General features: G+C 71.3%; 19 protein-coding genes. 9 read left to right on the forward strand and 10 right to left on the reverse strand.

Annotated features, from left to right (window positions below; genetic code table 11):
• The first annotated feature begins 15 nt into the window (after positions 1 to 15).
• Positions 16 to 807, forward strand: coding sequence for an acetoacetate decarboxylase family protein (locus ACZ5CR_RS07215; RefSeq protein ID WP_468854425.1), 792 nt, complete (start codon positions 16 to 18; stop codon positions 805 to 807).
• A gap of 39 nt (positions 808 to 846) precedes the next feature.
• Here ACZ5CR_RS07215 and ACZ5CR_RS07220 read toward each other — a convergent pair whose 3' ends face one another.
• Complete coding sequence (locus tag ACZ5CR_RS07220) at positions 847 to 2322, reverse strand: APC family permease (protein ID WP_468854426.1); 1476 nt, start codon at positions 2320 to 2322, stop codon at positions 847 to 849.
• Between the two features lie 184 nt (positions 2323 to 2506).
• Here ACZ5CR_RS07220 and ACZ5CR_RS07225 point away from each other — a divergent pair, with 184 nt between their 5' ends.
• Positions 2507 to 3079: a MarR family winged helix-turn-helix transcriptional regulator gene (locus ACZ5CR_RS07225; RefSeq protein WP_468854429.1), complete on the forward strand. Its 573-nt coding sequence runs from the start codon at positions 2507 to 2509 to the stop codon at positions 3077 to 3079.
• 209 nt (positions 3080 to 3288) lie between these two features.
• Here the strand turns inward: ACZ5CR_RS07225 and ACZ5CR_RS07230 are convergent, their stop codons facing one another.
• From ACZ5CR_RS07230 to ACZ5CR_RS07240, 3 genes are all read right to left on the reverse strand, one after another.
• Positions 3289 to 4629, reverse strand: coding sequence for a hypothetical protein (locus ACZ5CR_RS07230; protein WP_468854432.1), 1341 nt, complete (start codon positions 4627 to 4629; stop codon positions 3289 to 3291).
• 103 nt (positions 4630 to 4732) lie between these two features.
• Positions 4733 to 5620 (reverse strand): gamma-glutamyl-gamma-aminobutyrate hydrolase family protein, encoded by an 888-nt coding sequence (locus ACZ5CR_RS07235; RefSeq protein WP_468854434.1) that lies wholly within the window; start codon positions 5618 to 5620, stop codon positions 4733 to 4735.
• The gene (locus ACZ5CR_RS07240; protein WP_468854437.1) at positions 5617 to 7122 is read right to left on the reverse strand and encodes an aldehyde dehydrogenase; all 1506 of its coding nucleotides are present in this window, start codon (positions 7120 to 7122) and stop codon (positions 5617 to 5619) included. The genes ACZ5CR_RS07235 and ACZ5CR_RS07240 overlap by 4 nt, the downstream gene beginning before the upstream one ends.
• A gap of 126 nt (positions 7123 to 7248) precedes the next feature.
• Between ACZ5CR_RS07240 and ACZ5CR_RS07245 the strand changes: the two genes are divergently transcribed.
• From ACZ5CR_RS07245 to ACZ5CR_RS07265, 5 genes are all read left to right on the forward strand, one after another.
• Positions 7249 to 8931 carry an aldehyde dehydrogenase gene (locus tag ACZ5CR_RS07245; RefSeq protein ID WP_468854439.1) on the forward strand — a complete coding sequence of 561 codons (1683 nt, stop codon included), beginning with the start codon at positions 7249 to 7251 and terminating at the stop codon, positions 8929 to 8931.
• Positions 8924 to 9895, forward strand: a complete 972-nt coding sequence (locus ACZ5CR_RS07250) for a 3,4-dihydroxyphenylacetate 2,3-dioxygenase (protein WP_468854442.1) — start codon at positions 8924 to 8926, stop codon at positions 9893 to 9895. Before ACZ5CR_RS07245 ends, ACZ5CR_RS07250 begins: the two co-directional genes overlap by 8 nt.
• Positions 9892 to 10746: a fumarylacetoacetate hydrolase family protein gene (locus ACZ5CR_RS07255; protein ID WP_468854445.1), complete on the forward strand. Its 855-nt coding sequence runs from the start codon at positions 9892 to 9894 to the stop codon at positions 10744 to 10746. The genes ACZ5CR_RS07250 and ACZ5CR_RS07255 overlap by 4 nt, the downstream gene beginning before the upstream one ends.
• Before the next feature lie 26 nt (positions 10747 to 10772).
• On the forward strand, positions 10773 to 10964 hold the full coding sequence (locus ACZ5CR_RS07260) for a ferredoxin (protein ID WP_468854447.1): 192 nt from the start codon (positions 10773 to 10775) through the stop codon (positions 10962 to 10964).
• 84 nt (positions 10965 to 11048) lie between these two features.
• Positions 11049 to 12275, forward strand: a complete 1227-nt coding sequence (locus tag ACZ5CR_RS07265; RefSeq protein ID WP_468854818.1) for an NAD(P)/FAD-dependent oxidoreductase — start codon at positions 11049 to 11051, stop codon at positions 12273 to 12275.
• A gap of 179 nt (positions 12276 to 12454) precedes the next feature.
• On the opposite strand, the gene ACZ5CR_RS07270 is transcribed toward ACZ5CR_RS07265, so the two are convergent.
• On the reverse strand, positions 12455 to 14419 hold the full coding sequence (locus tag ACZ5CR_RS07270) for an amylo-alpha-1,6-glucosidase (protein WP_468854449.1): 1965 nt from the start codon (positions 14417 to 14419) through the stop codon (positions 12455 to 12457).
• The gene (locus tag ACZ5CR_RS07275) at positions 14412 to 15932 is read right to left on the reverse strand and encodes an MGH1-like glycoside hydrolase domain-containing protein (protein ID WP_468854451.1); all 1521 of its coding nucleotides are present in this window, start codon (positions 15930 to 15932) and stop codon (positions 14412 to 14414) included. The genes ACZ5CR_RS07270 and ACZ5CR_RS07275 overlap by 8 nt, the downstream gene beginning before the upstream one ends.
• Positions 15933 to 16117: 185 nt before the next feature.
• Between ACZ5CR_RS07275 and ACZ5CR_RS07280 the strand changes: the two genes are divergently transcribed.
• Together ACZ5CR_RS07280 and ppdK are read left to right on the forward strand one after the other, a co-directional pair.
• Entirely contained in the window at positions 16118 to 17443 is a 1326-nt protein-coding gene (locus ACZ5CR_RS07280) for an ROK family protein (protein WP_468854821.1), read from the forward strand.
• A gap of 406 nt (positions 17444 to 17849) precedes the next feature.
• Positions 17850 to 20636, forward strand: coding sequence for a pyruvate, phosphate dikinase (gene ppdK / locus ACZ5CR_RS07285; protein WP_468854454.1), 2787 nt, complete (start codon positions 17850 to 17852; stop codon positions 20634 to 20636).
• Between the two features lie 203 nt (positions 20637 to 20839).
• Here the strand turns inward: ppdK and ACZ5CR_RS07290 are convergent, their stop codons facing one another.
• From ACZ5CR_RS07290 to ACZ5CR_RS07305, 4 genes are all read right to left on the reverse strand, one after another.
• A complete protein-coding gene (locus ACZ5CR_RS07290; protein ID WP_468854456.1) occupies positions 20840 to 21397 on the reverse strand; it encodes a hypothetical protein in 558 nt (185 codons plus the stop codon).
• Between the two features lie 75 nt (positions 21398 to 21472).
• Complete coding sequence (locus ACZ5CR_RS07295; protein ID WP_468854458.1) at positions 21473 to 22318, reverse strand: endonuclease/exonuclease/phosphatase family protein; 846 nt, start codon at positions 22316 to 22318, stop codon at positions 21473 to 21475.
• Positions 22319 to 22492: 174 nt separating this feature from the next.
• Positions 22493 to 22708, reverse strand: a complete 216-nt coding sequence (locus ACZ5CR_RS07300; protein ID WP_468854460.1) for a hypothetical protein — start codon at positions 22706 to 22708, stop codon at positions 22493 to 22495.
• Between the two features lie 95 nt (positions 22709 to 22803).
• Positions 22804 to 24690, reverse strand: coding sequence for an APC family permease (locus ACZ5CR_RS07305; protein WP_468854461.1), 1887 nt, complete (start codon positions 24688 to 24690; stop codon positions 22804 to 22806).
• Between the last annotated feature and the right edge of the window lie 388 nt (positions 24691 to 25078).

Below are 25078 nucleotides of genomic sequence, written 5' to 3' on the forward strand. Positions count from 1 at the left end.
CCAAGGAGCCATCCCATGCCCGGAGTTCACGGATTCTTCCCGCCCAAGACCGCGACAGGGCGCTCCTCGCTCATTCCGGCCCCGCCCTGGCACTACTCGGGCGACCTGCTCACCGTCGAGTACCGCACCGACCCGGCCAGGGTCCGCGAACTCCTCCCCGCGCCGCTCGACCTGGCGGCCGACGACCCCGGCGCCGTAGCCCTCATCTGGGCCGACTGGCAGTCCTGCGGGGGCTCCAAGGAGGAGCTGCTCGACCCGGTGCGGGCCCAGTACAAGGAGTGCTTCGCCGTCGTGCGCTGCGGCTACCGCGGCCGTACCTACTCCCGCTGCGTCTACATCTGGGTCGACAAGGATTTCGCCGTCGCCCGCGGCTACCACCAGGGCTACCCGAAGAAGCTCGGCTCGATCCACCTGACCCGCCCGCACCCCTTCGGCCCCGCGCCCCGCATCGAGGCGGGCGCCACCTTCGGTGCCACCCTCGCCGCCGCCGACCGCCGCCTCGCCCAGGCCGTGGTGGTCCTGCGTGAACCCTCCGAGACGAACGGCTTCGTCAACGCCCACCCCATGGCCCACCACCGCCAACTCCCCGCCATCGAGGGGAAGGGGCTGGCCCTGGACGAACTCATCGCGTCCGGTGCCGCTTCCTTCGAGGGCGGGCGGCCCTGGTCGGGCGAGGCCGAGCTCGACCTCTTCGACGCGCCCACGGAGGAGCTGGCCGCGCTGACGGTCGAGGAGCCGATCGGCGCGTACTACCGCCAAGTGGGCGTGACGTGGAACGGTGGAACGCTGCTGGAGAGCGGTCTGTAGGGGGGGCGCGGGACGCGAGCGCAGCCCCCCAACAGCTACCTACTGTCCCGCCGCCGACCCGATCCCCGCATACGTCTCCGGCCGGGCCCTGCGCAACCAGAGCCCCCACACGACCCCCGCCGCCGCGGCGATGAGCATCAGGGACGGCAGGATCCACCGCAGCGGGTTGCCGGACGAAACCCCCAGCTGGACGCTGAAGTTGGTCAGGGCGAGCCAGAAGAAGACCGCGAGCGCGACGCCCGACAGGAGCGGGGCGACAAGCCGGTTCCATCGGGGCTCGCCCAGCTCGCGGCGGCGCGCGAAGTAGGCGACGACCGAGGCCGACGTAGTGAGCAGGAGCAGGATGACGCCGAGGGCGCCGAGGTTGGTCAGCCACGTGAAGACGTCCATCACCGGGTCGCGTCCGGCGAGCGCGAAGACGCCGATGACGGCGAGACTGAGCGCGGTCTGGAGCAGGGAGCCCCGGTGTGGAGACCCGTGCCGCGAGTGGATCACCCCGAGCCCGCGCGGCAGCACACCCTCCCGCCCGAGTGAACGGGCGTACCGCGCAACGGCGTTGTGGAACGAAAGCAGCGCGGCGAGCAGGCTGGTGATGAGGAAGAGCTGCGCGAAGTCGGCGAAGGCCGAGCCCAGGCCGCTGCTCCGGTCGCTGAGGAAGAACAGCATCTCCGGCCCCTGCTCGGCCGCGACCTTCGTGGCCTGCCCGGTACCGGCGCCGCTGATCATCGCCCACGCGGTGGCCGCGTAGAAGACACCGATGAGCCCGACCGCGATGTACGTCGCGCGTGCCACGGTCCGGCGCGGATCACGGCACTCCTCGCTGTAGAGCGCCGCGGACTCGAAGCCCATGTACGCGGCGAACACGCAGCACAGCGCGACCCCGAGCGAGCCGTCGGTGGCGGCGCCCCAGGTGAGCGGGGTGGCGGAGATGCCCTCGGGCGCGTCGGCGAACTGCCCGATGTCGAAGACGAGTACGGTGCCGAACTCGAGCACGAGCAGCACGGCGAGCACCTTCACGCCAAGGTCCACGCGCCGGTACCCGAGCGCCCCCACCACGGCGATGCACGCGAGGACGAGCGCCCACCAGGGGATGTCGACGCCGGTCTTGGAGTCGATGAACTGCGCGGTCGTCGCCCCGAAGAGCCCCGCGATACCGATCTGCATGGCGTTGTACGCGAGCAGCGCGACGAAGGCGGCGCCGACACCAGCGGTACGGCCGAGACCCTGGGCGGTGTACGCGTAGAACGCCCCTGCGCCCGTGATGTGCCGGCTCATCGCCGCGTACCCCGCGCTGAAGAGGGCGAGGACGACGCCGATGAGGAGGTAGAGGAGGGGTATGCCGAGGATCCCCGTGACGCCGAGGGACTGCGGTATGCCACCCGCGGCCACGGTGAGCGGGGCCGATGCCGCGACGACGAAGAAGACGATGCCGGTGACGCCGATACGGCGCTCGGGTGCGGCGGTGGCGGAGAGGGGCGGCGCGGGCGTGGGTGTGCCGTGGTGATCGATGGCCATACCGGGACTCCGGGGAGGGGAGGGCGTATCCACAGGAAACGCGTTATCGTTTGAGCCCGTACGAATTCGAGTGGCGCTGATGGTACGGACGCGTATGCGCCCCGGCAAGGGGTCTTGGCAGACTGTGGACGTCCGGCCGGAACCACGGCGGACGCGCGAGGCACAGGGACGAGGAGATACGGACGTGACGGGCTACCGCACCATCCGCGAGACCGAGAAGGCGGTCAGGGCCAAGCTCGGCGGCACCCCCGTCAAGTACGAGCAGATGGCCGCCGTCTCGAACATCTACCGCGCGGCGTCGGCCGTCCGGCAGCACTTCGAGAACTCCGTGCTGCGCGGGGCCGAGCTGACGTGGACGTCGTTCGTGGTCCTCTACGTGGTCTGGATCTGGGGAGAGATGGAGACGCGGTACGTCGCCGAGGAGGCGGCCATCTCCAAGGGCACGCTGACCGGAGTGGCCCGCACGCTCGCGGGCCGGGGCCTGCTGGAACGCCGGGGCCACCCGGACGACGGACGGCTCGCGCTGCTGCGGCTCACGGAGGAGGGCGAGCGGCTGATGGAGAAGGTGTTCCCCGCGTTCAACGCGGAGGAGGCGTTCGTCGCCGACGGATTGACGGACGAGGAGTGCCGGACGCTGGCCGATCTGCTGCGGAAGATCGTGGTGCAGACGGAGGAGAAGGGGGACGAGCGCCGGCTGGAACTCCTGGACGGGGCTGAGCCCGCTCCTCGCCGGAGTGGCAGGCGGGCCAAGGAGTAGGTCTCATCTGGTGGCTGGCTGGCTGGCTGGCTGGCTGGCTGGCTGGTCAGTCGGCCGACCGACCGACTGACCGACTGACCAGCCACCTGCCGACTGGCCGACCTGCCGACCGGTCGCTCCGCGCCTCCCGGAGATGAGGTTTCGGACGAGGGAGACGGAATCCGGCGCCCTGCCCTGGGACTTCCCCGCCTGTGTCGCGGACAGCCGGGTCAGCCCTCACCGTCCGCGTCGTAGCGGGCCAGTACGGGACGCCGTGGCGGGTTCCCCGTGCTCGTGGAGTTGTTGAAGATCGCCACTCCCGCCGCCAGGACGGTCCGGGTGCCGGGGATCAGTCGCGTCGTGGTGACGTCGAACGGCTGCTTGAAGTCGTACTTCCGCTTCGGCTTCGGCACTTCGGACGGCTCGGGCAGTCGGCCCGGGTCGCGCAGTCTGTGCACCTTCCCGCCCTCGGTGCGGCGGGTCCGCGAGTCCAGGAGCAGCCCGCCGGTTCCGTCGGGGACGGTCGTGACGGTCGTGAAGGCCCGGCCGAGATCGGGAGCGCGCACTTTCCTCCACGTAGTGCCGTCACCGGTCAGCACGATGCTCTCGGAGTCGGGCTCCTTGTCCACCTCGCCGTGGTTGAAGTCGTGGCGGCCGAGCGCCCACAGACGGTCGCGCACAGGGTCGTGGACGATGGTTTCGAGTGAGGCGGACGGCTCGGGCGGTACGGGGTCGGGGAAGTGGAACGAGGGCGTGTCGAGCTGCTGCCAGGCGCCGTCCGCCCACCGGGCGGTGGCGGGCTGTGCGTAGCACTCCCCCTGACCGCACTCGGTGTCCACCGAACCGGCCACCCAGACGCGGGGGGTGCCGTCCTCGGCGGACGCGGCGGCGAGAGCGGCGGCGGGGAAGGGGAGAGAGGGGACATTCCAGCGTTCTCCGTCCCAGTGCACGACCTTGCCGTAGGGGCTGGCCCACAGCTGCGCCCCCGAGGCCACGCACCAGGAGCCTTCCGTCGCCCCGCCCGGCCATCGGCTGCCCGTGGTGGCCGGGGGATCGGGTAGCCGCTGCCACGACCCGCTTTTCCGGTGGAACACGGCGAGTTGGCCGTCCTGCCCCGTGTGCTGTGCGAGCCAGATCTCGCCGGGCGCGCCCGCGGCCAGTGCCCAGGAGGAGCGGCGGCCACCCGCGATCAGCTCGTCGGGCGGTGCGGGCTCGCTCCATCGCTTCCCGTCCCAGTGCTCCAGGAACGGGGTGGAGGACTGCGTCTCCCGCGCCCCCAGCAGCCACACGTCGTCCCGCGACGTGACGGCGAGGGCGAGGTAGGAGGCGCCGTGCTCGGGCGAGAGGTGCGTATAGCGCCAAGCCCCGCCCGTCGATTTGGCCGAAGCGGTGTCGGCGGCGGGCGGGGCCTCGCCGAGCCGGGCCGTGTCAGTGGTGGACGGGCTGGGTGAAGGCTGTTCCTTCCCCTTCCCGCCCGACTTGTCGTCCTTGGCGCAGCCGGTCAGCACTGAGGCCCCGGCGACAGCGGCCACGCCGATGAGCGTGCGCCGGGTGGGCGGGGAAGCGTTCATGCGCAACGACTGTAGTACCGGCCCTCAGGCCAACGAGGCCTGAGGGTACGGGGAAGGCGGGAGCGCGGCGCACCACGGCTGCCGGGCGCCTCAGTCACGCGCATCACTGATGCGCCAAGGATCTGTCGGTAAGGGACGCCGCTTGAACCAGTGCTCCGAACAGCCCTTGCTGTGCCGCATCCGCCGCGGCCGTGTCCTCCGGGTGCCACTGGACCGCCATGAACCACCCTTTCCCATCGGTGAGTTCAAGTGCCTCGACGGTCTCGTCGGCCGCCCAGGCGGTGGCCACAAGCCCCCGACCGATCACCTCCACGCACTGATGGTGGAAGCAGGAGACGGACAACGACTCTGCCCCCAGCTCCGCCCCCAGCGTGCGAGCCAGCGCCGAACCGGACGCCACGCGTACGGGATGCACCACATGCCTATGCGGCCTCACTCCCAACCCCGCTCCCGCCCGCGACTCCGCCCCCGCTCCCTCCGCCCCCACTCCCTCCGCCCCATCCATGTCCTGCACGTCCTGCATGTCCTGCCGAAGCGATCCCCCCAGCGCGACGTTCACCACTTGCAGCCCCCGGCAGACAGCGAGCAGAGGCAGGCCGCAGGCCAGGGCGCACCGCGCGAGGGCGAGGTCGAACGCGTCCTGGGCGTCATCCACGTCGTACACGGACCCGTGGACCTGGACCTGGACCTGGAGCTGCGCCTGCGCTTGCGCCTGGACCTGCGTCTGGACCTGCCCATCGGAGCCGTTCCCCGCGTACCGCCACGGCGCCAAGTCCCCACCCCCGGGCAGCAGCAGCCCGTCGCACCGGGCCAGCCGTGCCGCCGCCTCCCCGGCCGGACCCGGCAGCATCATGAACGGCTCACCGCCCGCACGGAACACCGCCTCCGCCAACGCCCGCGCCGTCACCACAGCCTCGTACCGAAGAGCCGAAGTCGACGCCGCATATCGCTGGGGCAGGGCGATCAGCGGGCGGGGGCGGCGGAGACTCACAGTTGGATCCACGTCGTCTTCAGCTCCGTGTACTTCTCCACCGCGTGCACCGACTTGTCCCGCCCGTTCCCCGATTGCTTGTAGCCGCCGAACGGCACCGTCACGTCACCCTCCTCGTAGCAGTTGACCCACACCGTCCCGGCGCGCAGGCGGCGCGCCACCGTGTGCGCGGTCGACAGGTCCGAGGTCCAGAGACCGGCCGCGAGCCCGTACTCCGTGTCGTTGGCGAGCGTGACCGCCTCGTCGAGCGAGCCGAAGGTGAGGACGGAGAGGACGGGACCGAAGATCTCCTCGCGGGCGATCGGCATGTCGGGGGTGACCCGGTCGAAGACGGTGGGCGCGAAGTAGCTGCCTCCGGGGACGACTTCACGTCGTACGCCCCCTGCCCGCAGCCGCGCGCCGCTCTCCGCACCCCGCCGCACGTGCTCCTGGACGGACGCCACGCGTGCGGCGCCCGCCAGGGCGCCCATCTCCGTCGCGGGGTCCAGCGGATCGCCCACCCGCAGGGTCCCGGCCCGCTCGGCGACCGCCGCCGTCACCTCCTCCGCCACCGACTCGTGGACGAGGAGCCGCGAGGGCGCGGTGCACATCTCGCCCTGGTTGAAGAAGATGCCCCAGGCGGCGGTGGATGCCGCCGCGGCGAGGTCGGGGGCGTCGGGCAGGATGATGTTGGGGGACTTGCCGCCGAGTTCGAGCCAGACGCGCTTGAGGTTGGAGTCGGCCGCGTAGTGGAGGAACTGGCGGCCCACCGCGGTGGACCCCGTGAAGGCGAGTACGTCCACGTCCGGGTGGCGGCCGAGCGCGCGGCCCGCGGTCGGGCCGTCGCCCGCGACGACGTTCAGGGCGCCGGGCGGAAGCCCCGCATCGTCGGCGACCCTGCCGAGCAACAGGGCTGACAAAGGCGTCAGTTCGGAGGGTTTCAGGACCACCGTGCAGCCTGCCGCGAGGGCCGGGGCCAGCTTCCAGGCCGCGAGCGTCAGGGGGAAGTTCCACGGGACCACCGCGCCGACGACGCCGGACGGCTCGCGTGTGACGAGGGCGAGGGCTTCGGGGTCGGTGTGCGGAGCGGTGTCGGTCAGCTTGTCGGCGAGCTGGCCGTACCAGCGGAAGGTGTTGGCCAGGGCGCGCAGCTCGACGGCGTACGACTCCGTGATCGGTTTGCCGTTCTCCAGAGTGACCGTGAGGGCGAGAGTGGAGCGGTGCTCTTCGACGAGAGCGGCGATCCGCAGCAGGGTCCGGCCCCGGTCGGCGGGGGAGAGGCGCGGCCAGGGGCCCGAGTCGAAGGCGCGGCGGGCGGCGGCGACCGCCAGGTCCACCTCCTTCTCGCCCGCGTCAGCGACCAGCGCGAGCGTGCGGCCGTCGCGTGGCGAGACGACGGGGAACGTACTCCCCGAGCCGTCCGCGTCGGCGCCCGCGATGCGGTGCCGGGTGGGGAGTGCGAGCGCTTCCGCCCGGCGTATCCAGTCCTGATGGCCGCTGGTGGCCAGGGCGTCGTCCGGCATGGATTCCTCCTGAGGTATTTCGTTTGAATTCAAACGGTAGCCGAACCGTGCGGTCCGATCGAGGGGTTGACCCCGTCCCCCCGCCACTCCTAATGTTGTTTGGGTTCAAACGAACTGGAGGAAGTCATGGCTCCCCCCAACCCCGCGCACCCGGCGAACCACCCGCACGCGGCGCATCCCTCGCGGGCGGCGAATCCCGTGCACACGGCGAATCCCGCGCACGCGGCGACCGTCGCGGGTGTCCGCGTCGACACCCGGCACTGGATCGGCGGAGAGCGCGTCGCCTCCGTCTCTGCCTCTGCCTCTGCCTCTGCCTCCGAGGGTGCGGCTGCCTCTGAGGGGGCGGCTGCCTCCGAGGGTGCGGCGGCTTCCGCCACCTTCACCGACCACTCGCCCCTCGACGGCACCCCGCTCGCCGAGATCGCCCGCGGTGGCGCGGCAGAAGCGCGGGCAGCCGTCGCCGCCGCCCGCGAGGCCTTTCCCGGCTGGGCCGCCACCCCGCCCGCCGAGCGCGCCCGGCTCCTGCACGCGGTCGCCGACGGGGTCGAGGCCCGTATCGAAGACCTCGCCGCCGTCGAGACCGCCGACAACGGCGCACTCCTGCGCTCCCACCGCCGCGGCGTCATGCCCCGAGTCGCCCACAACCTCCGCTACTTCGCCGACCGCCTCCTCGCCCTCGCCCACGACGACTTCGAGACCAGGGGCCACACGAACCACGTGAGCTGGGACCCGGCGGGCCCTGCCGTCCTCATCACGCCGTGGAACGCGCCGCTGATGCTGGCCAGTTGGAAGATCGGGCCCGCGCTCGCCGCCGGGAGCACCGTCGTCCTCAAGCCCGCCGAGTGGACCCCGCTGACCGCCTCGCTCTTCGCGGACATCGCGCACGAGGCGGGGCTTCCTGCCGGGGTCTTCAACGTGGTGCAGGGGTACGGCGCGGAGGTGGGCGAGGTCCTGGTCGCCGACCCCGATGTGCGCCGGATCAGCTTCACCGGGTCCGTGCCCACCGCGCGGCGGATCGCCGCGACCGCGGGCGCGCACCTCGTGCCGTGCAGCTTCGAACTGGGCGGCAAGTCCCCGCTGCTCGTCTTCGCCGACGCCGATCCGGAGCTCGCGGCCGACCTCGCCGTCGAGCAGTTCGACAACGCGGGGCAGGTCTGCCTGGCCGCCACGCGCATCCTGGTCGAGGAGTCCGCGCGGGATGCCTTCCTCGGGCACGTTCTTGACCGAGTAACAAAGCTGACCCAGGGAGATCCGCGCGACGAGGCCACCGACATCGGGCCCAACATCCACCCCCGGCACGTCGAGCGCGTCGACGGATTCGTGAGGCGCGCCCTGGACGCGGGCGCGAAGGCCGTCATCGGCGGCGGGCGCAACACCGAGCTCGGCGGCAACTACTACCTCCCCACCCTCCTCACCGACGTCGCCCAGGACTCCGAGATCGTGCAGGAAGAGGTCTTCGGGCCCGTCCTCACCCTCCAGACGTTCCCCGACGGCGACGAGGGCGAGGCCGTGCGCCTCGCCAACGGCACCCGCTTCGGCCTCGCCGCGACGCTCGCCACCGGCGACCGCGAGCGCGCCGCCCGGGTCGCCGCACGGCTCGTCGCCGGCACGGTGTGGGTCAACTGCTTCTTCGTACGCGACCTGTCCGCGCCCTTCGGCGGCTCCCGCGATTCGGGGATCGGGCGCGAGGGCGGCGACTGGTCCTTCGACTTCTACTGCGACCTGAAGAACACCGTGACGGCGCCAGGGGGGCCTCCCCTGCCCGAGCGGAGCCGAGAGCGTACGGAAGGACGGGCCCGCCATGGGTGAGATCGTCGGGGCCGGGCTCCTCGCCCACGTGCCCACCATCGTGCTGCCCGAAGAGACCCGCAAAGAGCTCAACGAAGGCCGCGAGATCAGCCTCGTCCCCGGACTGCGTCGCCTGCGCGAAGAGGTGTTCGAGACCCTCGACCACGACACCGTCGTCGTCCTGGACTCGCACTGGGCCACCACGGTCGAGTTCGTCGTCTCCGCGCATGCGCGCCGCGCCGGTCTCTTCACCTCGGAGGAGCTGCCGCGCGGCATGTGCAGGATGCCGTACGACTATCCGGGCGACCCCGAACTGGCGTCCTCCATCACGGAGTTCGCCGACCGCCACGGGACCTGGGTCACTCCGGTCGACGACCCGTACCTGCCGGTCCATTACGCCACGATCAACCTCTGGAAGTACCTGGGCGAGGGCCTCCCGGACAAGAAGTGGCTCTCGATCGGGGTCTGCCAGACCGGCGACACCGAGGACCACCTGCGCCTCGGCCGCGCGCTCGCCGACGGGATCGCGGCGCTGCCCGACCGCAAAGTCATCCTCATCGCGTCCGGCGCCCTTTCGCACACCTTCTGGCCGCTGCGGCAGCTGCGCGCGCACGAGTCGAGCGAGCCTTCCCACATCCGTACGCCCGAGGCGCGCGCCGCCGACGAGCGGCGCATCGAGTGGTTCGAGCGCGGCGACCATGCCACGGTCCTGCGCACCATGCCGGAGTTCCTCACCCACAAGCCCGAGGCGCGCTTCGGCCACTACCTGATGATGATCGGTGCTCTCGGAGAAGAGCGGTGCTCCGCGCCCGGGCGCGCCTTCAGCGACTACGAGAACTCGGTGGGCACCGGCCAGATGCACCTGTGGTTCGACCGCCCCGCCGAAGGCTGGACCGTCACCCCCGCCGAGCACACCGAGCACACCGAGCGCACCGAACACACCGAGCACACCGCCCACGCCGAGAGTGAGGCCTCACTCCTATGACGGCCACCGTCGAGTACCGCCGCATCCTCCTCGAAGGCGCCGCGGCCCAGGTCGTGCGCGAGGGTGACGAACTGGTCGCGGCCGACGGCCGCCGGGTGAAGGCGTCCGAGGCGCACCACCTCCCTCCCGTACACCCCTCCAAGGTGATCGCCGTCCACCTCAACCACCGCAGCAGAGTCCAGGAGTTCGGCGTCAGCCTGCCGTCGGCGCCCACCTACTTCCACAAGCCGGTCTCGGCGCTGAACGCGCACGGCGGCGCGGTCGTCCGCCCCGAGGGCTGCAAGTACCTCAACTACGAGGGCGAGATCGGCATCGTCATCGGCCGCACCTGCCGCAATATCGCCCCCGCCGACGCGGGCGCGTACATCGCGGGCTACACCGTCGCCAACGACTACGGCCTGCACGACTTCCGTGACACCGACGCCGGTTCGATGCTCCGGGTCAAGGGCTCCGACACGCTCTGCCCGCTGGGCCCGGGCCTCGTCACGGGGTGGGACTTCCACTCCAAGTACCTGCGGACGTACGTCAACGGGGTCCTTGTGCAGGACGGTTCGACGGACGAGATGGAGTGGGACATGCACTATCTCGTCGCCGACATCGCCCGCACGATCACGCTGGAGCCGGGCGACGTGCTGCTGTCCGGCACCCCCGCCCATTCCCGGCCCGTCCGGCCGGGAGACGTCGTCGAGGTCGAGGCCGAGGGCCTTGGCCGCCTCACGAACCACATCGTCACCGGTCCGACGGCCATCCGCTCCGACGTCGGTGCCCAGCCCACGGAGTCCGAGGAGGTCGTGTCGACGGCCTTCGGAGGCGACTGGGAGTTCCGCGGCAGGCGACCCCCACGCCGCTAGATCCCCTCATCCCTAAGGGAGTTCACATGCTCAAGGTGACCGTCGACCTCGACGTCTGCCAGAACCACGGGCAGTGCGTCTTCGCCGCGCCGGACGTCTTCACGCTCGACGAGGACGGCCGTCTCGCGTACGCCGAAACGCCCGACGAGGCCCTGCGCGCCGACGTGGAGGACGCCGCCGACGTCTGTCCGCTCCAGGCCATCCAGGTCGAGGGCTGACCCGCCGTGGCCTTGACGGGATCGGCGGGATCGGCGGGATCGGCGGGATCGGCGGGGCAGGCCGGACGGGCCGGACCGACGGGAATCGCCGTCGTCGGCGCGTCGCTCGGCGGGCTGCGGGCGGCCGAACAGCTGCGGGCCGCGGGGTGGGAAGGGGCGATCACGGTGTACGGGGACGAGCCCCATCTCCCGTACAACCGGCCCCCGTTGTCCAAGGAGGTCCTCGCGGGCGAGGCCTCGGCCACGGTCACGGCGCTGCGTCGGCGCCCGAGCGTCGACGACGTGGAATGGCGGCTCGGTTCGGCGGTCCGGTCCGCCGATCTGTCCGCGCGCACGCTCACCCTGGCCGACGGTTCGGTTCATGGGTACGAGGGCCTGGTGGCCGCTACAGGGGTGCGGCCACGCAGGCTTCCCTTCACCGGGGGTCCGCCACGACACGTCGTACGGACGCTGGAGGACTCGGCGGCGCTGCGTGGCGAACTGGGCCATGGCGTACGGGTGTTGGTGATCGGTTCGGGCTTCATCGGCTGCGAGGTGGCGGCCACGGCCCGCAAGGCGGGGTGCGAGGTGATGGTCGTCGCCCCGGAGGCCGAGCCCATGATGCTCGCGGTGGGCGAGGAGCTCGGGCGTGCGCTGCGGCGGCGGCACGAGGCGCGGGGGGTGCGGTTCCGGATGGGGCGGCTCGTCGCTGAACTGGGCGGCGGGGGCGGAGGGGGCGGCGACGGGTGCGTGGTCCTTGACGACGGGAGCGCGTACGCGGCCGACGTCGTCGTCGAGGCGGTCGGCTCGGTGCCCAATGTGGAGTGGCTGAGGCCGAGTGAGGGGGACGGAGGGGGCGGCCTCGATCTGACGGACGGCATCCTGTGTGACGCGCATCTGCGGATTGGGGGGCTTCCGTACGCGGTGGCCGTGGGGGACGTGGCGCGCTTCCCGAACCCTCGCTACGGGGCGCTCGCGAGGCGGGTCGAGCACTGGTCGATGGCGGCGGACTGCGCGCGGCACGGGGCGCGGGTGCTGGTGGCCGGGCTCGGGGGCGGGGAGCACGGCCTGGCGCCGTTCGCGCCGCTGCCGTCGTTCTGGAGCGACCAGTTCGATGTGCGGGTGCAGTCGTTCGGGCTGCCGGGGGCGGGGGAGCGGGTCGAGCTGCTGGCGGGGGATGCGGGCTCGCTGGAGGGGGATGTGGTTCACGGGTATTTCGTGCGGGAGCGGTTGGTGGGGGTGGTCGCGCTTGGTGGGCCGAAGGCTGTGGGCTTGGCCGGGCGCTATCGGGGGGAGCTGATGGAGTTGCCGGAGGGGGAGAAGGTGCCGTAGGGGCGGGCCGTGCGGGGCTTTCCCCATCCCGCCCCTTCCCGAACCATGGGGCTGCGCCCCCTGGACCCCCGACAAGATGTCCTCAATCGCCGGACGGGCTGACAGCATTCAGCCCGTCCGGCGATTGAGGACGAATTCGGCGGAGCCGGTGATCAACGGGACGCAAAACGCAGGCCGATCTATCCCCCCACCGCACTCAGCAGAGCCAGCGGCGCCGCCGCCGACCGCGACTCCCGTACGCACGCGTGCGGGTAGGGAACCGGCCCGGGATAGCACTCCCGCCCGTACCCGGCGATCACCTCCGGCAGCCGGTCGCCGCCCCGCGACGCCGCCGCCACCAGGCCGCGTGCCACGGCCCGCGCCTCGTCATGGAGGCCGTAGCGCGCGAGCCCCAGGGTGATGAGGGCGTTGTCGTGCGGCCACACCGAACCCCGGTGGTAGGAGAGCGGGTGGTACGCCGGCTGACCGGCGGCCAGGGTGCGGACTCCCCAGCCCGAGAAGAAGTCCGGTTCCAGGAGACGGCGGCCGACCGCCTCTCCGTACTCCTTGTCCAGGAGCCCTGACCACAGCAGATGCCCGGCGTCCGACGCGAGCGCGTCGACCTGCTGTCCCGTGCCGTCGAGGGCGAGCGCGGGGAAGCCCTTCGCCGGCATCCAGAAGTCCCGCTGGAAGCGGTCCCGCAGGTCGGCCGCCGCCTGCGTGAGCAGGTCCGCGTACACCGCGTCGTCCCAGACGGTGCGCGCGAGCCACGCCGTACGGCCGAGGGCGTCGTACGCGTAGCCCTGCGCGCCCGCCGCCATCACCGGGCCCGTGGCGCGGCTGCCGTCGGCGGAACAGATCGCGCCGGGGGAGTCCTTCCAGTTCTGGTTGGCGAGGCCGCCCTCGTCCGCGCGGTAGACGAGGTAGCCGCGCGAGGTGAGCCCGCCGTGGTCGAGGATCCAGCCGACGGCGGCCCGCGCGTGCGGCTCCAGGCGGCGGGCCAGGGTCGTGTCGCCGGTCCGTTCCGTGTACGCGCCGAGCAGGACGAGGAAGAGCGGGGTCGCGTCGACCGAGCCGTAGTAGCGCCCGTACGGCACCTGCCCGAAGTGCGCCAGCTCCCCGTGCCGCACCTCGTGGACGATCTTGCCGGGCTGGGCGACCGCCCCCTCGGTGGCCTCCGTGGCCTGGGCGGCGGCGAGCGCGGGGAGTGTCGCCGCGGCCAGGCGCGGCAGATAGGGGAGCGCGAAGAGCGAGGTCAGGAGGGCGTCACGGCCCAGGAGCGTCACGAACCAGGGGACTCCCGCCGCCGGGACGCTCAGCGCCTCGCCGTCCGGTCCTGACGCGGGCACCTGGAGTACGGCGAGGTCCGCGAGGCCCCGCTCGCACGCCGCCGCCAGCTCCGGCCAGCCGCCGGGGATCTCGATGCCCTTCGCGAAATCGGCTTCCAGGGAGGTGAGCTGAGCGGAAGCCTCCGCCGGTCCCGCCGGGACCCGGGGCGTCGGCGCGTCATGCGGATGCGCCGCGACACGCAGTGCCACCTCCGCCGTGCCGTGCGCGTCGAGGCCGAGGGTCCAGACGAGCCGTCGCGCACCGGTCCCCGTCTCCTCGACCGCGTCCGGCGCCGGGTCCGCCGTCACGGTCGTACGGGAACACCACTCACGGCGCCGGTAGGCGAACTCGATGCCCTGGATCGCCTCGCCCTCGTCACCGCCGATGACCTTGCGCGACCGGACGGCGCCCGTCTTCGCGTACGTACGGTGGTCGGACCGCAGCTCGAACTGGTCGGCGAAGTCGGCGTCCACGGTCAGCGCGAGACGTACGGTCGTCGGCACTGGGCGGTTGCACGTGACGCGCAGCGACTCCACGAACGCGCCGTCCGTGACCGCCTGTTCACGGAAGAGCGTGCAGGACGCGGGCTCCTGCCTGCCGCCGCGCGGGACGAGCACACAGCGCGCGACACCCGCGTCCGCGTCGGCGTCCGACACCGGCGCGAGGATCTCCGGGACGACCCCGTCGACCGTCAGCTGCCAGCGGCTCAGGTGCCGTGCGTCGCGCACGAACAGACCGCCCGGGGCCGTGCCGTCCCGCACCCCGCTGATGTCGCCGCCCGGGCCGAGCGCCGCGAACGTACCGCCCCGCACGAGCGGTTGACGCTGATCAGTCATCCCTTAACCCCTCACTCGTCACCGCCGCGCCGGGCCCGTCGGCGGGCCTCCCGTGCGGCTCCTCGTCACGCCCGGCGGGATCGTCGAGCAGCAGATCCAGGGCGAGCGCGGCGCTCCAGCCGAAGCCGCGCGCACCGCAGCCACGCCCCGTGTACGGGTCCACGTACTCCGCGAACCCGGACTCCCCGGCCACATCGAGCAGCGCGCGCCGCAGGCCGTCCGCCCGCGCGCGCTCGCCGTGCAGCCGAAGTCCCCGCTCGATCAGCCAGTTGGTGTTGAACCACGCGGGTCCGCGCCAGTACCGCCGCGGGTCGAACGCGCTCGCGGTGAGGTCGTAGCTCGGCACGAGCCGCGCGGGACCGCCGAGGCCGAAGTGCGGTCCGCACGCGGTCCGTACGAGGGCGGTGGAGACGCGGCGCGGCAGCGCGGGCAGGATCAGCGGCACGAGGCCGCCGACCCCGCGCTCCGGCACCAGCTCACCGTTCCCGTCAGCTCCAGCGGACCGCAGGTCGCGGCAGAGGAAGAGGCCGTCCGCCGGATCCCACAGCCGCTCCACGAGGGTCCCGGTGAGCGCCTCCGCCCGGGATTCCCGCGCGCCGGACGCGTCGTGCAGGCCCAGCTCGGCCTCGATACGGGCCAGTGCGTGCTCGGAGGCGATCAGGAGTGCGTTGAACGAGGGGTCTTCGACGGCGAACTGGCCCGCGTCGCTGATGAATCCGTCCTCGCTGCCGGTGAATTCGCCCGCGCCGCGGGTGAGTTCGCCCGCTCCATCGGCGTACCGACGGTCGCGGTAGTCCGCGGCGAGCCGCACGTACCTGCCGTAGTCGAGATCGGTCGGCCGGTCCTCCGCGGCGCCGTGGTCCAGGTCGGCGCGGCGGTACGCGGCCGGGTCCGCCGGGGTCACGCGGCTCAAGGGGGCATCCCAGCAAGGGCTGTTGTCCATGCCCTGCTCCCAAGGGTGGACGACGGAGGCGAGCCCCGCGCCGCCCACGTTCCTGCGGTGCAGCAGATAGTGGTGCCAGGCGGCGAGCCGCGGGTGGGCGCGGGCCAGGAAGGAGCGGGCGCGGGAGAGACCCGGGTCGGCGCGGTGGACGAGCCAGGCGGCGAGCGCGTGGACCGGTGGCTGCACGATGCCGGAGGTCTGCACGTCCCCGGGCGCCCCGGCCGCGCGCCCCGCCGTCGTGGAGCGCCAGAAGTCGGGGCTGGGAAAGTAGGCGTCCAGGGGGACGGACGGGTTGAACACGATGTGCGGTACGCGGCCGTCGCCCCACTGGGCGAAGAGCAGCGTCTCCAGCTCCAACTGTGCCCGCAAGGGGGAGAGATGACGCAGGCCGATCGCGATGAACGCGGAGTCCCAGGACCACTGGTGTGGATAGAGCCGGCGCGAGGGCACCGTCGACGTACCCGTCCAGTTGGCCCACAGGACCTCGGCGGCACGCGCGCGCAGCGACGTCGGGGCACGGCGGGTGGCGGTGGTCAGCTGGGCTGTGCCGCCCACGTTCGTGCGGTCCACACAGATCTCCCCGAGGGGTTCGACGCTCTGTCAGTTTGGTCTGGCCCACCATAGAGTTACGTCTACTTAACACGCAAAACTCAATATGTAACGTGGAGTTGATGAGCGCAAGGGGAGAGTGGATGCCGGACAGTGAAATGCAGGCGGAGACGCGGACAGCGGTGCGGGCGGGGTCGCAGGCGGCGATGCCCGCGGAAGCGCGGGCGACGGGGGGACGCGTGGGCGGGCAGCACGCCGGTGCCGGGGACCTGCTCCACCTGGTCCGCAGCGGACAGGCCACCACGCGCGGCGCCCTGCAGCAGGCCACCGGACTCTCCCGGGCCACGGTCGGCCAGCGCCTCGACCGCCTCTTCCGAGCGGGCTGGCTGCGGGAGGGCGCCGGAGGCGCCCCCGACAAGGCGGGCTCACCGCTCGGCGGACGCCCGTCCATCCGTCTGGAGTTCGACGATTCCCACGCGGTCGTCCTCGCCGCCGACCTGGAGACCCGGCACGCCCGCACCGCCCTGCTCGGCCTCACCGGCGAGATCATCGCCGAGCAGGCGGGACCTCTCTCGATCGAGGACGGCCCTGAGACGGTCCTCGCCGAACTGGGTGTCCGCTTCGCCGAGCTGCTGCGCAAGGCCGACCGCGCCCCCGCGTCGGTCTGCGGCATCGGGCTCGCCGTGCCGGGCCCCGTGGACAGCGAGACGGGCCGCGTCGTCCAGCCGCCGATCATGCCGGGCTGGGACGGCTACGACATAAGGGGCCGCCTGCGCCGCGCCTTCGCCGAACAGACGGGCGGGCCCGCAGACATCCCGGTCCTTGTCGACAACGACGCGAACCTCATGGCGTACGGCGAACAGCGCGCCTCGTACCCGGAGTGCTCGGCCTTCGCCCTGGTCAAGGTCTCCACCGGCATCGGCGCGGGCGTCGTCGTCGACGGCGCGGTCTACCGGGGGATCGACGGCGGCGCGGGGGACATCGGCCACATCAGGGTGCTGGAGCGGGCCGGGAGCGCGGAGGGCATACAGGGAGCACAGGACATACAGAGAGCACAGGGGGCACAGGGCGCACAAGGCGCACGGCAGGCGACCGCCCTGTGCAAGTGCGGTTCCTACGGCTGCCTGGCCGCCGTGGCCAGTGGCCGTGCGGTGGCCCGCCGGCTGAGGGAGGCGGGCGTTCCCGCGGCCTCGGGGGCGGATGTGCGGGCGCTCCTTGAGGCGGGCAACCCCGAGGCGGTGGGCTTCGCGCGGGAGGCGGGGCGGCACGTCGGGGAGGTCCTGGCCACCGTTGTCACGCTCCTGAACCCCGGCGTTCTGATGATCGCCGGAGATCTGGCCGGAACACCGTTCCTCACCGGGGTGCGCGAACTGCTCTACCAGCGGGCCCTGCCCCGCTCGACCGCTCATCTGGAGGTCGTCACCTCGCGCCTCGGTGAGCGCGCGGCCCTCGTGGGTGCGGGAACGCTGGTGGTGGAGCACTTGTACGCCCCGCAGCGGGTGGAGGAGCGACTGGCCGCGCTCGGCGTATGACGGCCGTGTGTCCGTCTCGCTCCGGAGTCCGGATGCTGACATCCGGCCGCTTCAAACGGCGTGATTCTCGCCACCCCTGATAGGGCTTGCGCTCAGATGAGCGATTCCATGGCGATTGCACTTCTCCAAGGGGTGGCACTCAGTGCCACTGCTCGATCATTCATGAGGTGAACTCACATCTGAGTATCTCCCGCTCATCTGAGCAAATCGCCGCATCTGGGAGGTCGCCTCGTTCAAGAGTTGAACGAATAAACCGCAGCTGGGCTACCGCCGAGTCACTTTCGATCTACTGGCGGACGGGTGGTTACAGCCGTATGACGCACAAGTGGACGTACCCAGGTGCCTTCGATCTGGGTATGTTCCTCGCCGTCAGGGCAGCCACCGAGTCCTCGAGGAGTCGAGACCCGTGTCGGAAAACAAAGATCCCCACGTAGCGCACGTGGCGCACGTAGCGAAGAGCGATGCGAGCGATGCAGGCGATGCGGCCGTGAAGTTCGTTTATGACTTCACCGAGGGCAACAGGAACCTGAAGGACCTTCTCGGCGGGAAGGGCGCGAACCTCGCCGAGATGACCAACCTCGGGCTGCCCGTCCCTCCGGGCTTCACGATCACCACAGAGGCCTGCAAGACCTACCTCGCCAGTGGCGAGGAGCCGGTCGAGCTGCGCGACGAGGTGAGTGCGCACCTCGAAGCCCTCGAGAAGAAGATGAGCAAGAAGCTCGGTCAGGCCAATGACCCGCTGCTCGTCTCGGTCCGCTCGGGCGCCAAGTTCTCGATGCCCGGGATGATGGACACCGTCCTGAACATCGGGCTCTCCGACAAGTCGGTGACGGGCCTCGCCAAGCAGTCCGGCGACGACCGTTTCGCGTGGGACTCCTACCGCCGCCTCATCCAGATGTTCGGCAAGACCGTCATGGACGTCGACGGCGAGCTCTTCGAGGACGCCCTCGAGGCGGCCAAGGCGGCCAAGAAGGTCACGATCGACACCGACCTCGAGGCAGCCGACCTCAAGAAGCTGGTCACGAAGTTCAAGAAGATCGTCAAGACCGAGGCCGGGCGCGACTTCCCGCAGGACCCGCGCGAGCAGATGGACCTCGCGATCCGCTCGGTCTTCGAGTCGTGGAACACCGACCGCGCCAAGCTCTACCGCCGTCAGGAGCGCATCCCCGGCGACCTGGGCACCGCGGTCAACATCTGCTCGATGGTCTTCGGCAACCTCGGCCCCGACTCCGGCACGGGCGTCGCGTTCACCCGCGACCCGGCCAGCGGCCACCAGGGCGTGTACGGCGACTACCTGCAGAACGCGCAGGGCGAGGACGTGGTGGCGGGCATCCGCAACACCGTCCCGCTCGCCGAGCTCGAGCAGATCGACAAGAAGTCGTACGACCAGCTCATGCAGATCATGGAAACCCTCGAAACGCACTACAAGGACCTGTGCGACATCGAGTTCACGATCGAGCGCGGCCAGCTGTGGATGCTGCAGACGCGTGTCGGCAAGCGCACCGCCGGTGCCGCCTTCCGCATCGCGACGCAGCTCGTCGACCAGGGCCTGATCGACGAGGCCGAGGCGCTGCAGCGCGTCAACGGCGCTCAGCTCGCGCAGCTCATGTTTCCCCGCTTCGACGCGGAGGGAACCGAGGGCGGCAAGGTGACGCAGCTCGGCCGGGGCATCGCCGCGTCACCCGGTGCCGCGGTCGGCAAGGCGGTCTTCGACTCGTACACGGCCATCAAGTGGTCGCGTTCGGGCGAGAAGGTCATCCTCATCCGCCGTGAGACCAACCCCGACGACCTCGACGGCATGATCGCGGCCGAGGGCATCCTCACCTCGCGCGGCGGCAAGACCTCGCACGCCGCCGTCGTCGCCCGCGGCATGGGCAAGACGTGCGTCTGCGGCGCCGAGGAGATCGAGGTCGACACCAAGCGGCGGCGCCTGACCTCCGCGAACGGTGCGATCGTCGAGGAGGGCGACGTCGTCTCCATCGACGGCTCGACGGGCAAGGTGTACCTGGGCGAGGTGCCCGTGGTCCCCTCGCCGGTCGTCGAGTACTTCGAGGGCCGGATGCACGCGGGTGCCGACGACGCCGACGAGCTGGTCGGCGCCGTGCACCGGATCATGGCGTACGCGGACCGAGTACGCCGCCTGCGGGTCCGCGCCAACGCCGACAACGCCGAGGACGCACTGCGTGCCCGCCGCTTCGGCGCCCAGGGCATCGGCCTGTGCCGCACCGAGCACATGTTCCTCGGTGAGCGCCGCGAGATGGTCGAGCGGCTGATCCTCGCCGACGCGGACGTGGAGCGCGAGGAGGCCCTCAAGGAGCTCCTGCCCCTGCAGAAGCGGGACTTCGTCGAGCTGTTCGAGGCGATGGACGGCCTCCCGGTGACGGTCCGTCTCCTCGACCCGCCGCTGCACGAGTTCCTGCCGGACATCACCGAGCTCTCCGTCCGGGTGGCCCTCGCCGAGTCCCGCAAGGACTCCAACGAGAACGACCTGCGCCTGCTCCAGGCGGTGCACCGTCTGCACGAGCAGAACCCGATGCTGGGCCTGCGAGGCGTACGCCTGGGACTCGTGATCCCCGGTCTGTTCACCATGCAGGTGCGGGCGATCGCCGAGGCCGCGGCCGAGCGCAAGAACGCCAAGGGCGACCCGCGCGCGGAGATCATGATCCCGCTCGTCGGCACGGTCCAGGAGCTGGAGATCGTCCGCGAGGAGGCCGAGCAGGTCATCGCGGAGGTCGAGGCGACGACCGGCGTGGCGCTGAAGCTGGCGCTCGGCACCATGATCGAGCTGCCGCGTGCCGCGCTCACGGCGGACCAGATCGCGGAGGCCGCCGAGTTCTTCTCCTTCGGCACGAACGACCTCACGCAGACGGTCTGGGGCTTCTCGCGCGACGACGTGGAGGCGAGCTTCTTCACGGCGTACCTGGAGAAGGGCATCTTCGGGGTCTCCCCCTTCGAGACCATCGACAAGGACGGCGTAGGCAAGCTGGTGAAGGACGCGGTCAAGGCTGGCCGAGCCACCCGCCCCGACCTGAAGCTCGGAGTCTGCGGCGAGCACGGCGGCGACCCGGAGTCCGTGCACTTCTTCCACGAGGTGGGCCTGGACTACGTCTCCTGCTCCCCGTTCCGCATCCCGGTGGCCCGCCTGGAGGCGGGGCGCGCGGCGTCGGAGTCGGCGGGCAGCGACCACCGGTAGGTCTCTCCAGGACCACCGGTAGAACTCCGGAGCCGTCGCCGTGTCCCCGACCCTCACCGATGCGACGGCGGCTCCGGTTCACCACGAAGGGGCAGCTCCCTGTGCGGGGGAACTGCCCCTTCGGCATTCTCCGCGGAGACTGTCGCCCCGTTCAGGGCCCGGTGGAATTCGACCCCCATCGCCACTACCGCATCATTTCGTTCTCAGCTCTCAGCTCTCAGCTCTCGGCTACCGGCTCGGTTCTTCGCGATGTTCCGTGTCTTCCTGGTGTTGGCTGACTCGGCGACCACGGCGAGTACCGCCGGCGACGTCGACAACTCGGCGAGGAAGCGCTGCATCCAGTCTGTGACCTCCGCCAACTCGGCCGGTGTCGGCACGCGACCGTCCTCGATGGACAGGTAGAACAGCCAGTCGTGGATGCGGCGGCGGATGAACTCGCGGTACCCCTCCGCCGGGAGCTGGTCGATCTCCGGCAGTAGTTCGGCCGACCACTGCCGGAACTCGGCAGGACCGGTCACCTTCATCGCGATCTTGTCCACGAGGGCGACCACGGCCGTCTTGGACCCCATCTCGTGGGGGTCGCGCAGGATCGTGGCCACGACCGCACGGTCCCGGTCGCGGCTTTGCGAGGAAGCGATCACCGAGACGACGCGTTGGTAGGCGGACGATCGGACGTGCTCGTCCGCGACGGCTTCGTCGACGTCCACGTCGATGATGCCGACCTCCGCCAGCAACTCGGCCACATCGGAATGCAATGTCATCGCTTCGTCCCTTCCCGCAGGGCTTCTTGGCGGCCTCACGCCGCTCCCGTGCAGCCCGCTCCTCCGCCATGTGCGCTACGTCAGTCGTAGATCCGCATGCACCGGGCTGTGGTCCGAGTACTCGGAGGGACGCACGCCGTGTTCGAGCGAGACGAAGCCTCGCAGGAAGATGTAGTCGAACTTGCTCTGCCAGTCGGTCGTCGGCTCGCAGGTGCCGGTGGCCGCCGGGCCGCACCCGGGGTCCGCGTCCGCCGCCAGGCCCCACATCCCGGTGAGTTCGGAGGCGTCCGGCGTCGCGTTGAAGTCGCCGAGGACGATCGTGCGGTCGTGCTTGGCGATCTCCGTCGCGAGTACGCGGGTCTGCTTCGCCCGGACGTCTTCCTGCTGCCGTTGAGCCAGGTGTGTGTTGAAGACCCGGACCGGTCGGCCGTCCACGAGCGTGCTGACCGCCATGTACCCGCGGTCCTCGGACCCGCCGTCGGGGTACTCCACGTTCACGTGGTTCGTCATCGGTGCCGCCGAGAGGACCGCCTGCCCAAAGCCACCCGGGCTCCACGGCACGCCCCCGCAGCGGCCCCAATTGTGCAGAACCGAGCCGTACTCGACGTGGTAGACGAGCCCGTACAGGTACTCCAGATGATCCCGGATCTCCTCGACGTCACGCACGCACGCCTCTTGCAGGCCGATGACCTGAGGGGCGTACGTGGCGATGTCCGCCGCCCGGCCGGCGTTGAACCCGCTCGCGTTGCAGGGGTTGCAGATGTTCCACGTCATGACCCGGTTCGGCACGACCTCTTCGGGGGCGTCGGCAGGCAGTGGTTTGGCGACGGGGACGCCGTCCGGTGCGCTGGGGCCGACGAGCGCCACGCAGGCCACGATCATGGCGCCCGCGAGCCATCGCACGCCTGTTCCGGTCACCATCGCCTCCTCGAAGTGGAGACACACGGCGGCATCGGATGAGGTCTCCCCGCACGAGGTTATGGGACGGGCCGTCTGGGGCACGTGAGGGCCCTGGATCTCGCCAGGCCCCTCGGTCGATCCCCTCGTTCGGTCCGCTCGTTCGGTCCGCTGGTTCCGTACGCTCGTTCCGTCCGCTCAGCGCACGACGTCGATGACCGCCTTGCCCGGCACGCGGCGGCCTGCCAGTTCGGCGGCTGCCCGTGCGACCTGCGTCCAGTCGGTGCGCAGGGCGACTTGCGGGTCCAGTTCGCCGCGGGCGGTGAGTGCGGCGAGCCAGGTGAGATCGGCGCCCAGGTCCACGGAATCGCATCGGACGCCGTACGGCAGGACCGCGCGGCACTCGTCCGGCACATGCGCACAGCCTTCGCGGCGATCCCCGCGGTCGCGGCACTGGCCGCGCAGGACAGCTGAGCGGGCAGGGCGACCTTCGGCGTACGAGGGCGAGGTCAGTACGCGTCGGACCGGCTCCGCCCCGCCGCGACGCGGAACCGCAGGCGGCAGATGACCGCGTCCGTGTCCCGGCGGACGGCGCGTGCGAGGACCGAACCGCGCTGGTTCTGGAGCAGGCGCTGCCAGACATGGGCCGGTTCCACCTCGGGGATCAGGACCGTGACGCGGGTGGTGGGGTGGTACGTGTAGATCTTCCGTACGTACGCCGACACCGGACGCCCGACCGTACGCGTCAGGGACGGCAGCTCCACCAGATCGACGCCCGGGTTCCACAGCTCCCAGTCGCGGCGCAGCGCCTCCGACGCGCGCCGGTCCTCGGCGTCGGGATGGGTGACCGTGACCGCGCGCACCTCGTCGCCTAGCGACACCGCGGCGTTCAGGGCCTCGCCGGTGAGGCGGGACAGGTTCGACACGGGGACGATGATCAAGGAGTGGTCGCGGTGCGGGGGCTCCGGGACACGGCCCAGGCCCAGATCCTCGCCGATCCGGCGGTAGGCGCGGTGCACGGCCTCGAAGCAGAGCACGATCGCGGGCAGCGCGAGGACGATCAGCCAGGCGCCCTCCGTGAACTTGGTGGCCGTGACGACCACCGCACTGATGCCGGTCAGGACCGCGCCCAAGCCGTTGAGCAGGGCCTTCGCGGGCTTGCCCGCCGCGCGCCAGTGGAGCACCATCCCGGTCTGGCAGAGCGTGAAGCCGACGAAGACGCCGATCGCGAAGAGCGGCACGAGCGTGTTGGTGTCGCCGCCGGAGAAGACGAGCAGCCCCGCCGATACGGCGGCCAGGGCGAGGACGCCGTGCCGGTGCACCTGGCGGTCGGCCTTCAGGGCGAAGACGTGCGGGAGGTAGTTGTCCCGGGCGAGCAGGCTCATCAGGACCGGCAGGCCGCCGAAGGACGTGTTGGCGGAGAGGGCGAGCAGGATCATCGTCGCGAACTGCACCACGTAGAAAGCCCAGTTGTGGCCGAGTGACGCGTCCGCGAGCTGCGCGAGGACCGTGACGCCCTCGACCGGCTGGAGCCCGAAGCGGGAGATCAGCACGGACAGGCCGATCAGCATCACCCCGAGCAGTGCGCCGAGCGCGACCTCCGCGTGCTGGGCGCGTTTGACGCGCGGGGTGCGGAAGGACGGCACGGCGTTGGCGATGGCCTCCACGCCGGTGAGGGCGGAGCAGCCCGACGCGAACGCCTTCAGGAGGAGCAGGGCTCCCACGGACGTGGCGTTGTCGGCGAGGGCCGAGGCCTGCCCGTCGGCGGCTGCCGTGCTGACCGGCCCTTCGCGGAACAGGCCGACCGTGATCATCGTCAGGATCGCTCCGACGAACACGGCGGTCGGGGCGATGAAGACACGCGCCGAGTCGACGATGCCGCGCAGGTTGACGGCCGTGACGACGACCAGGACGGCCAGGCATATCCCTACCCGGTCGCCGTACAGCTCCGGGAAGGCGGAGGTGAGCGCCGCGACGCCCGCGGTGACGGCGACGGCGACGTTCAGGACGTAGTCGAGGACCAGCGAGGCCGCGGCGACCAGGCCCGCCCTGCGGCCCAGGTGGGTCTTCGCGGCGGCGTAACTGCCGCCACCGTCGGGGAAGGCGGCGATCACCTGCCGGTAGGAGGCGACGAGCACGGCGAGCAGCGCGGCGATCGCCAGGGTCACGGGGAGGGTGAAGCCGAGCCCGTGGCCGCCCGCCGCCGCGAGGACCAGGACGATGGCCTCGGGCCCGTAGGCGACCGATGCCATCGCGTCCAGGGAGAGGGCGGCGAGGCCCTGGAGGGCGGTGAGGCGGTGGCGGTCCTCGGGGGGCGCCGCACCTTCGATATCGGGGGGATCGTCGACGTCCGCGGGGTTGTCCGGGGTCTCGGAGACGGCGGAGACGGTGGTCATGGGCGGGCCCCTCCAGGCGGGTGCGTTCGCTTGAGCGATGCCCAGCGTGGGTGGGGCCCGGGCTGACCGCGCGCCCTTTTGTCGGCTCCTTGGCGCGTGCGGGGTGGATCTTCACGCCTCTTTGACGGGGGTGGGGGCGGCGGGGGCCAGTGAGCCAGTGAGCTTCAGCGGTACGTCAAGGAGGGCGGGGGAGGGGTATGCGGGCCGCCAACGCCGCTGACTCGGCGGGAAGTCCGTCCTACGGTGCAGCACATGGGATAGGGCAGTGGTGGCGGCATGGGTGGCGGCATGGGTGGGGCATGGGTGGGGCATGGGTGGGGCATGGGGGGATGTGCGGTGCGGCGCAGGCGTTGTTTCCGACCGGTGCCGAGTGACCGATGTGCGGGCC

This window comes from Streptomyces sp. NPDC031274, from assembly GCF_055570235.1.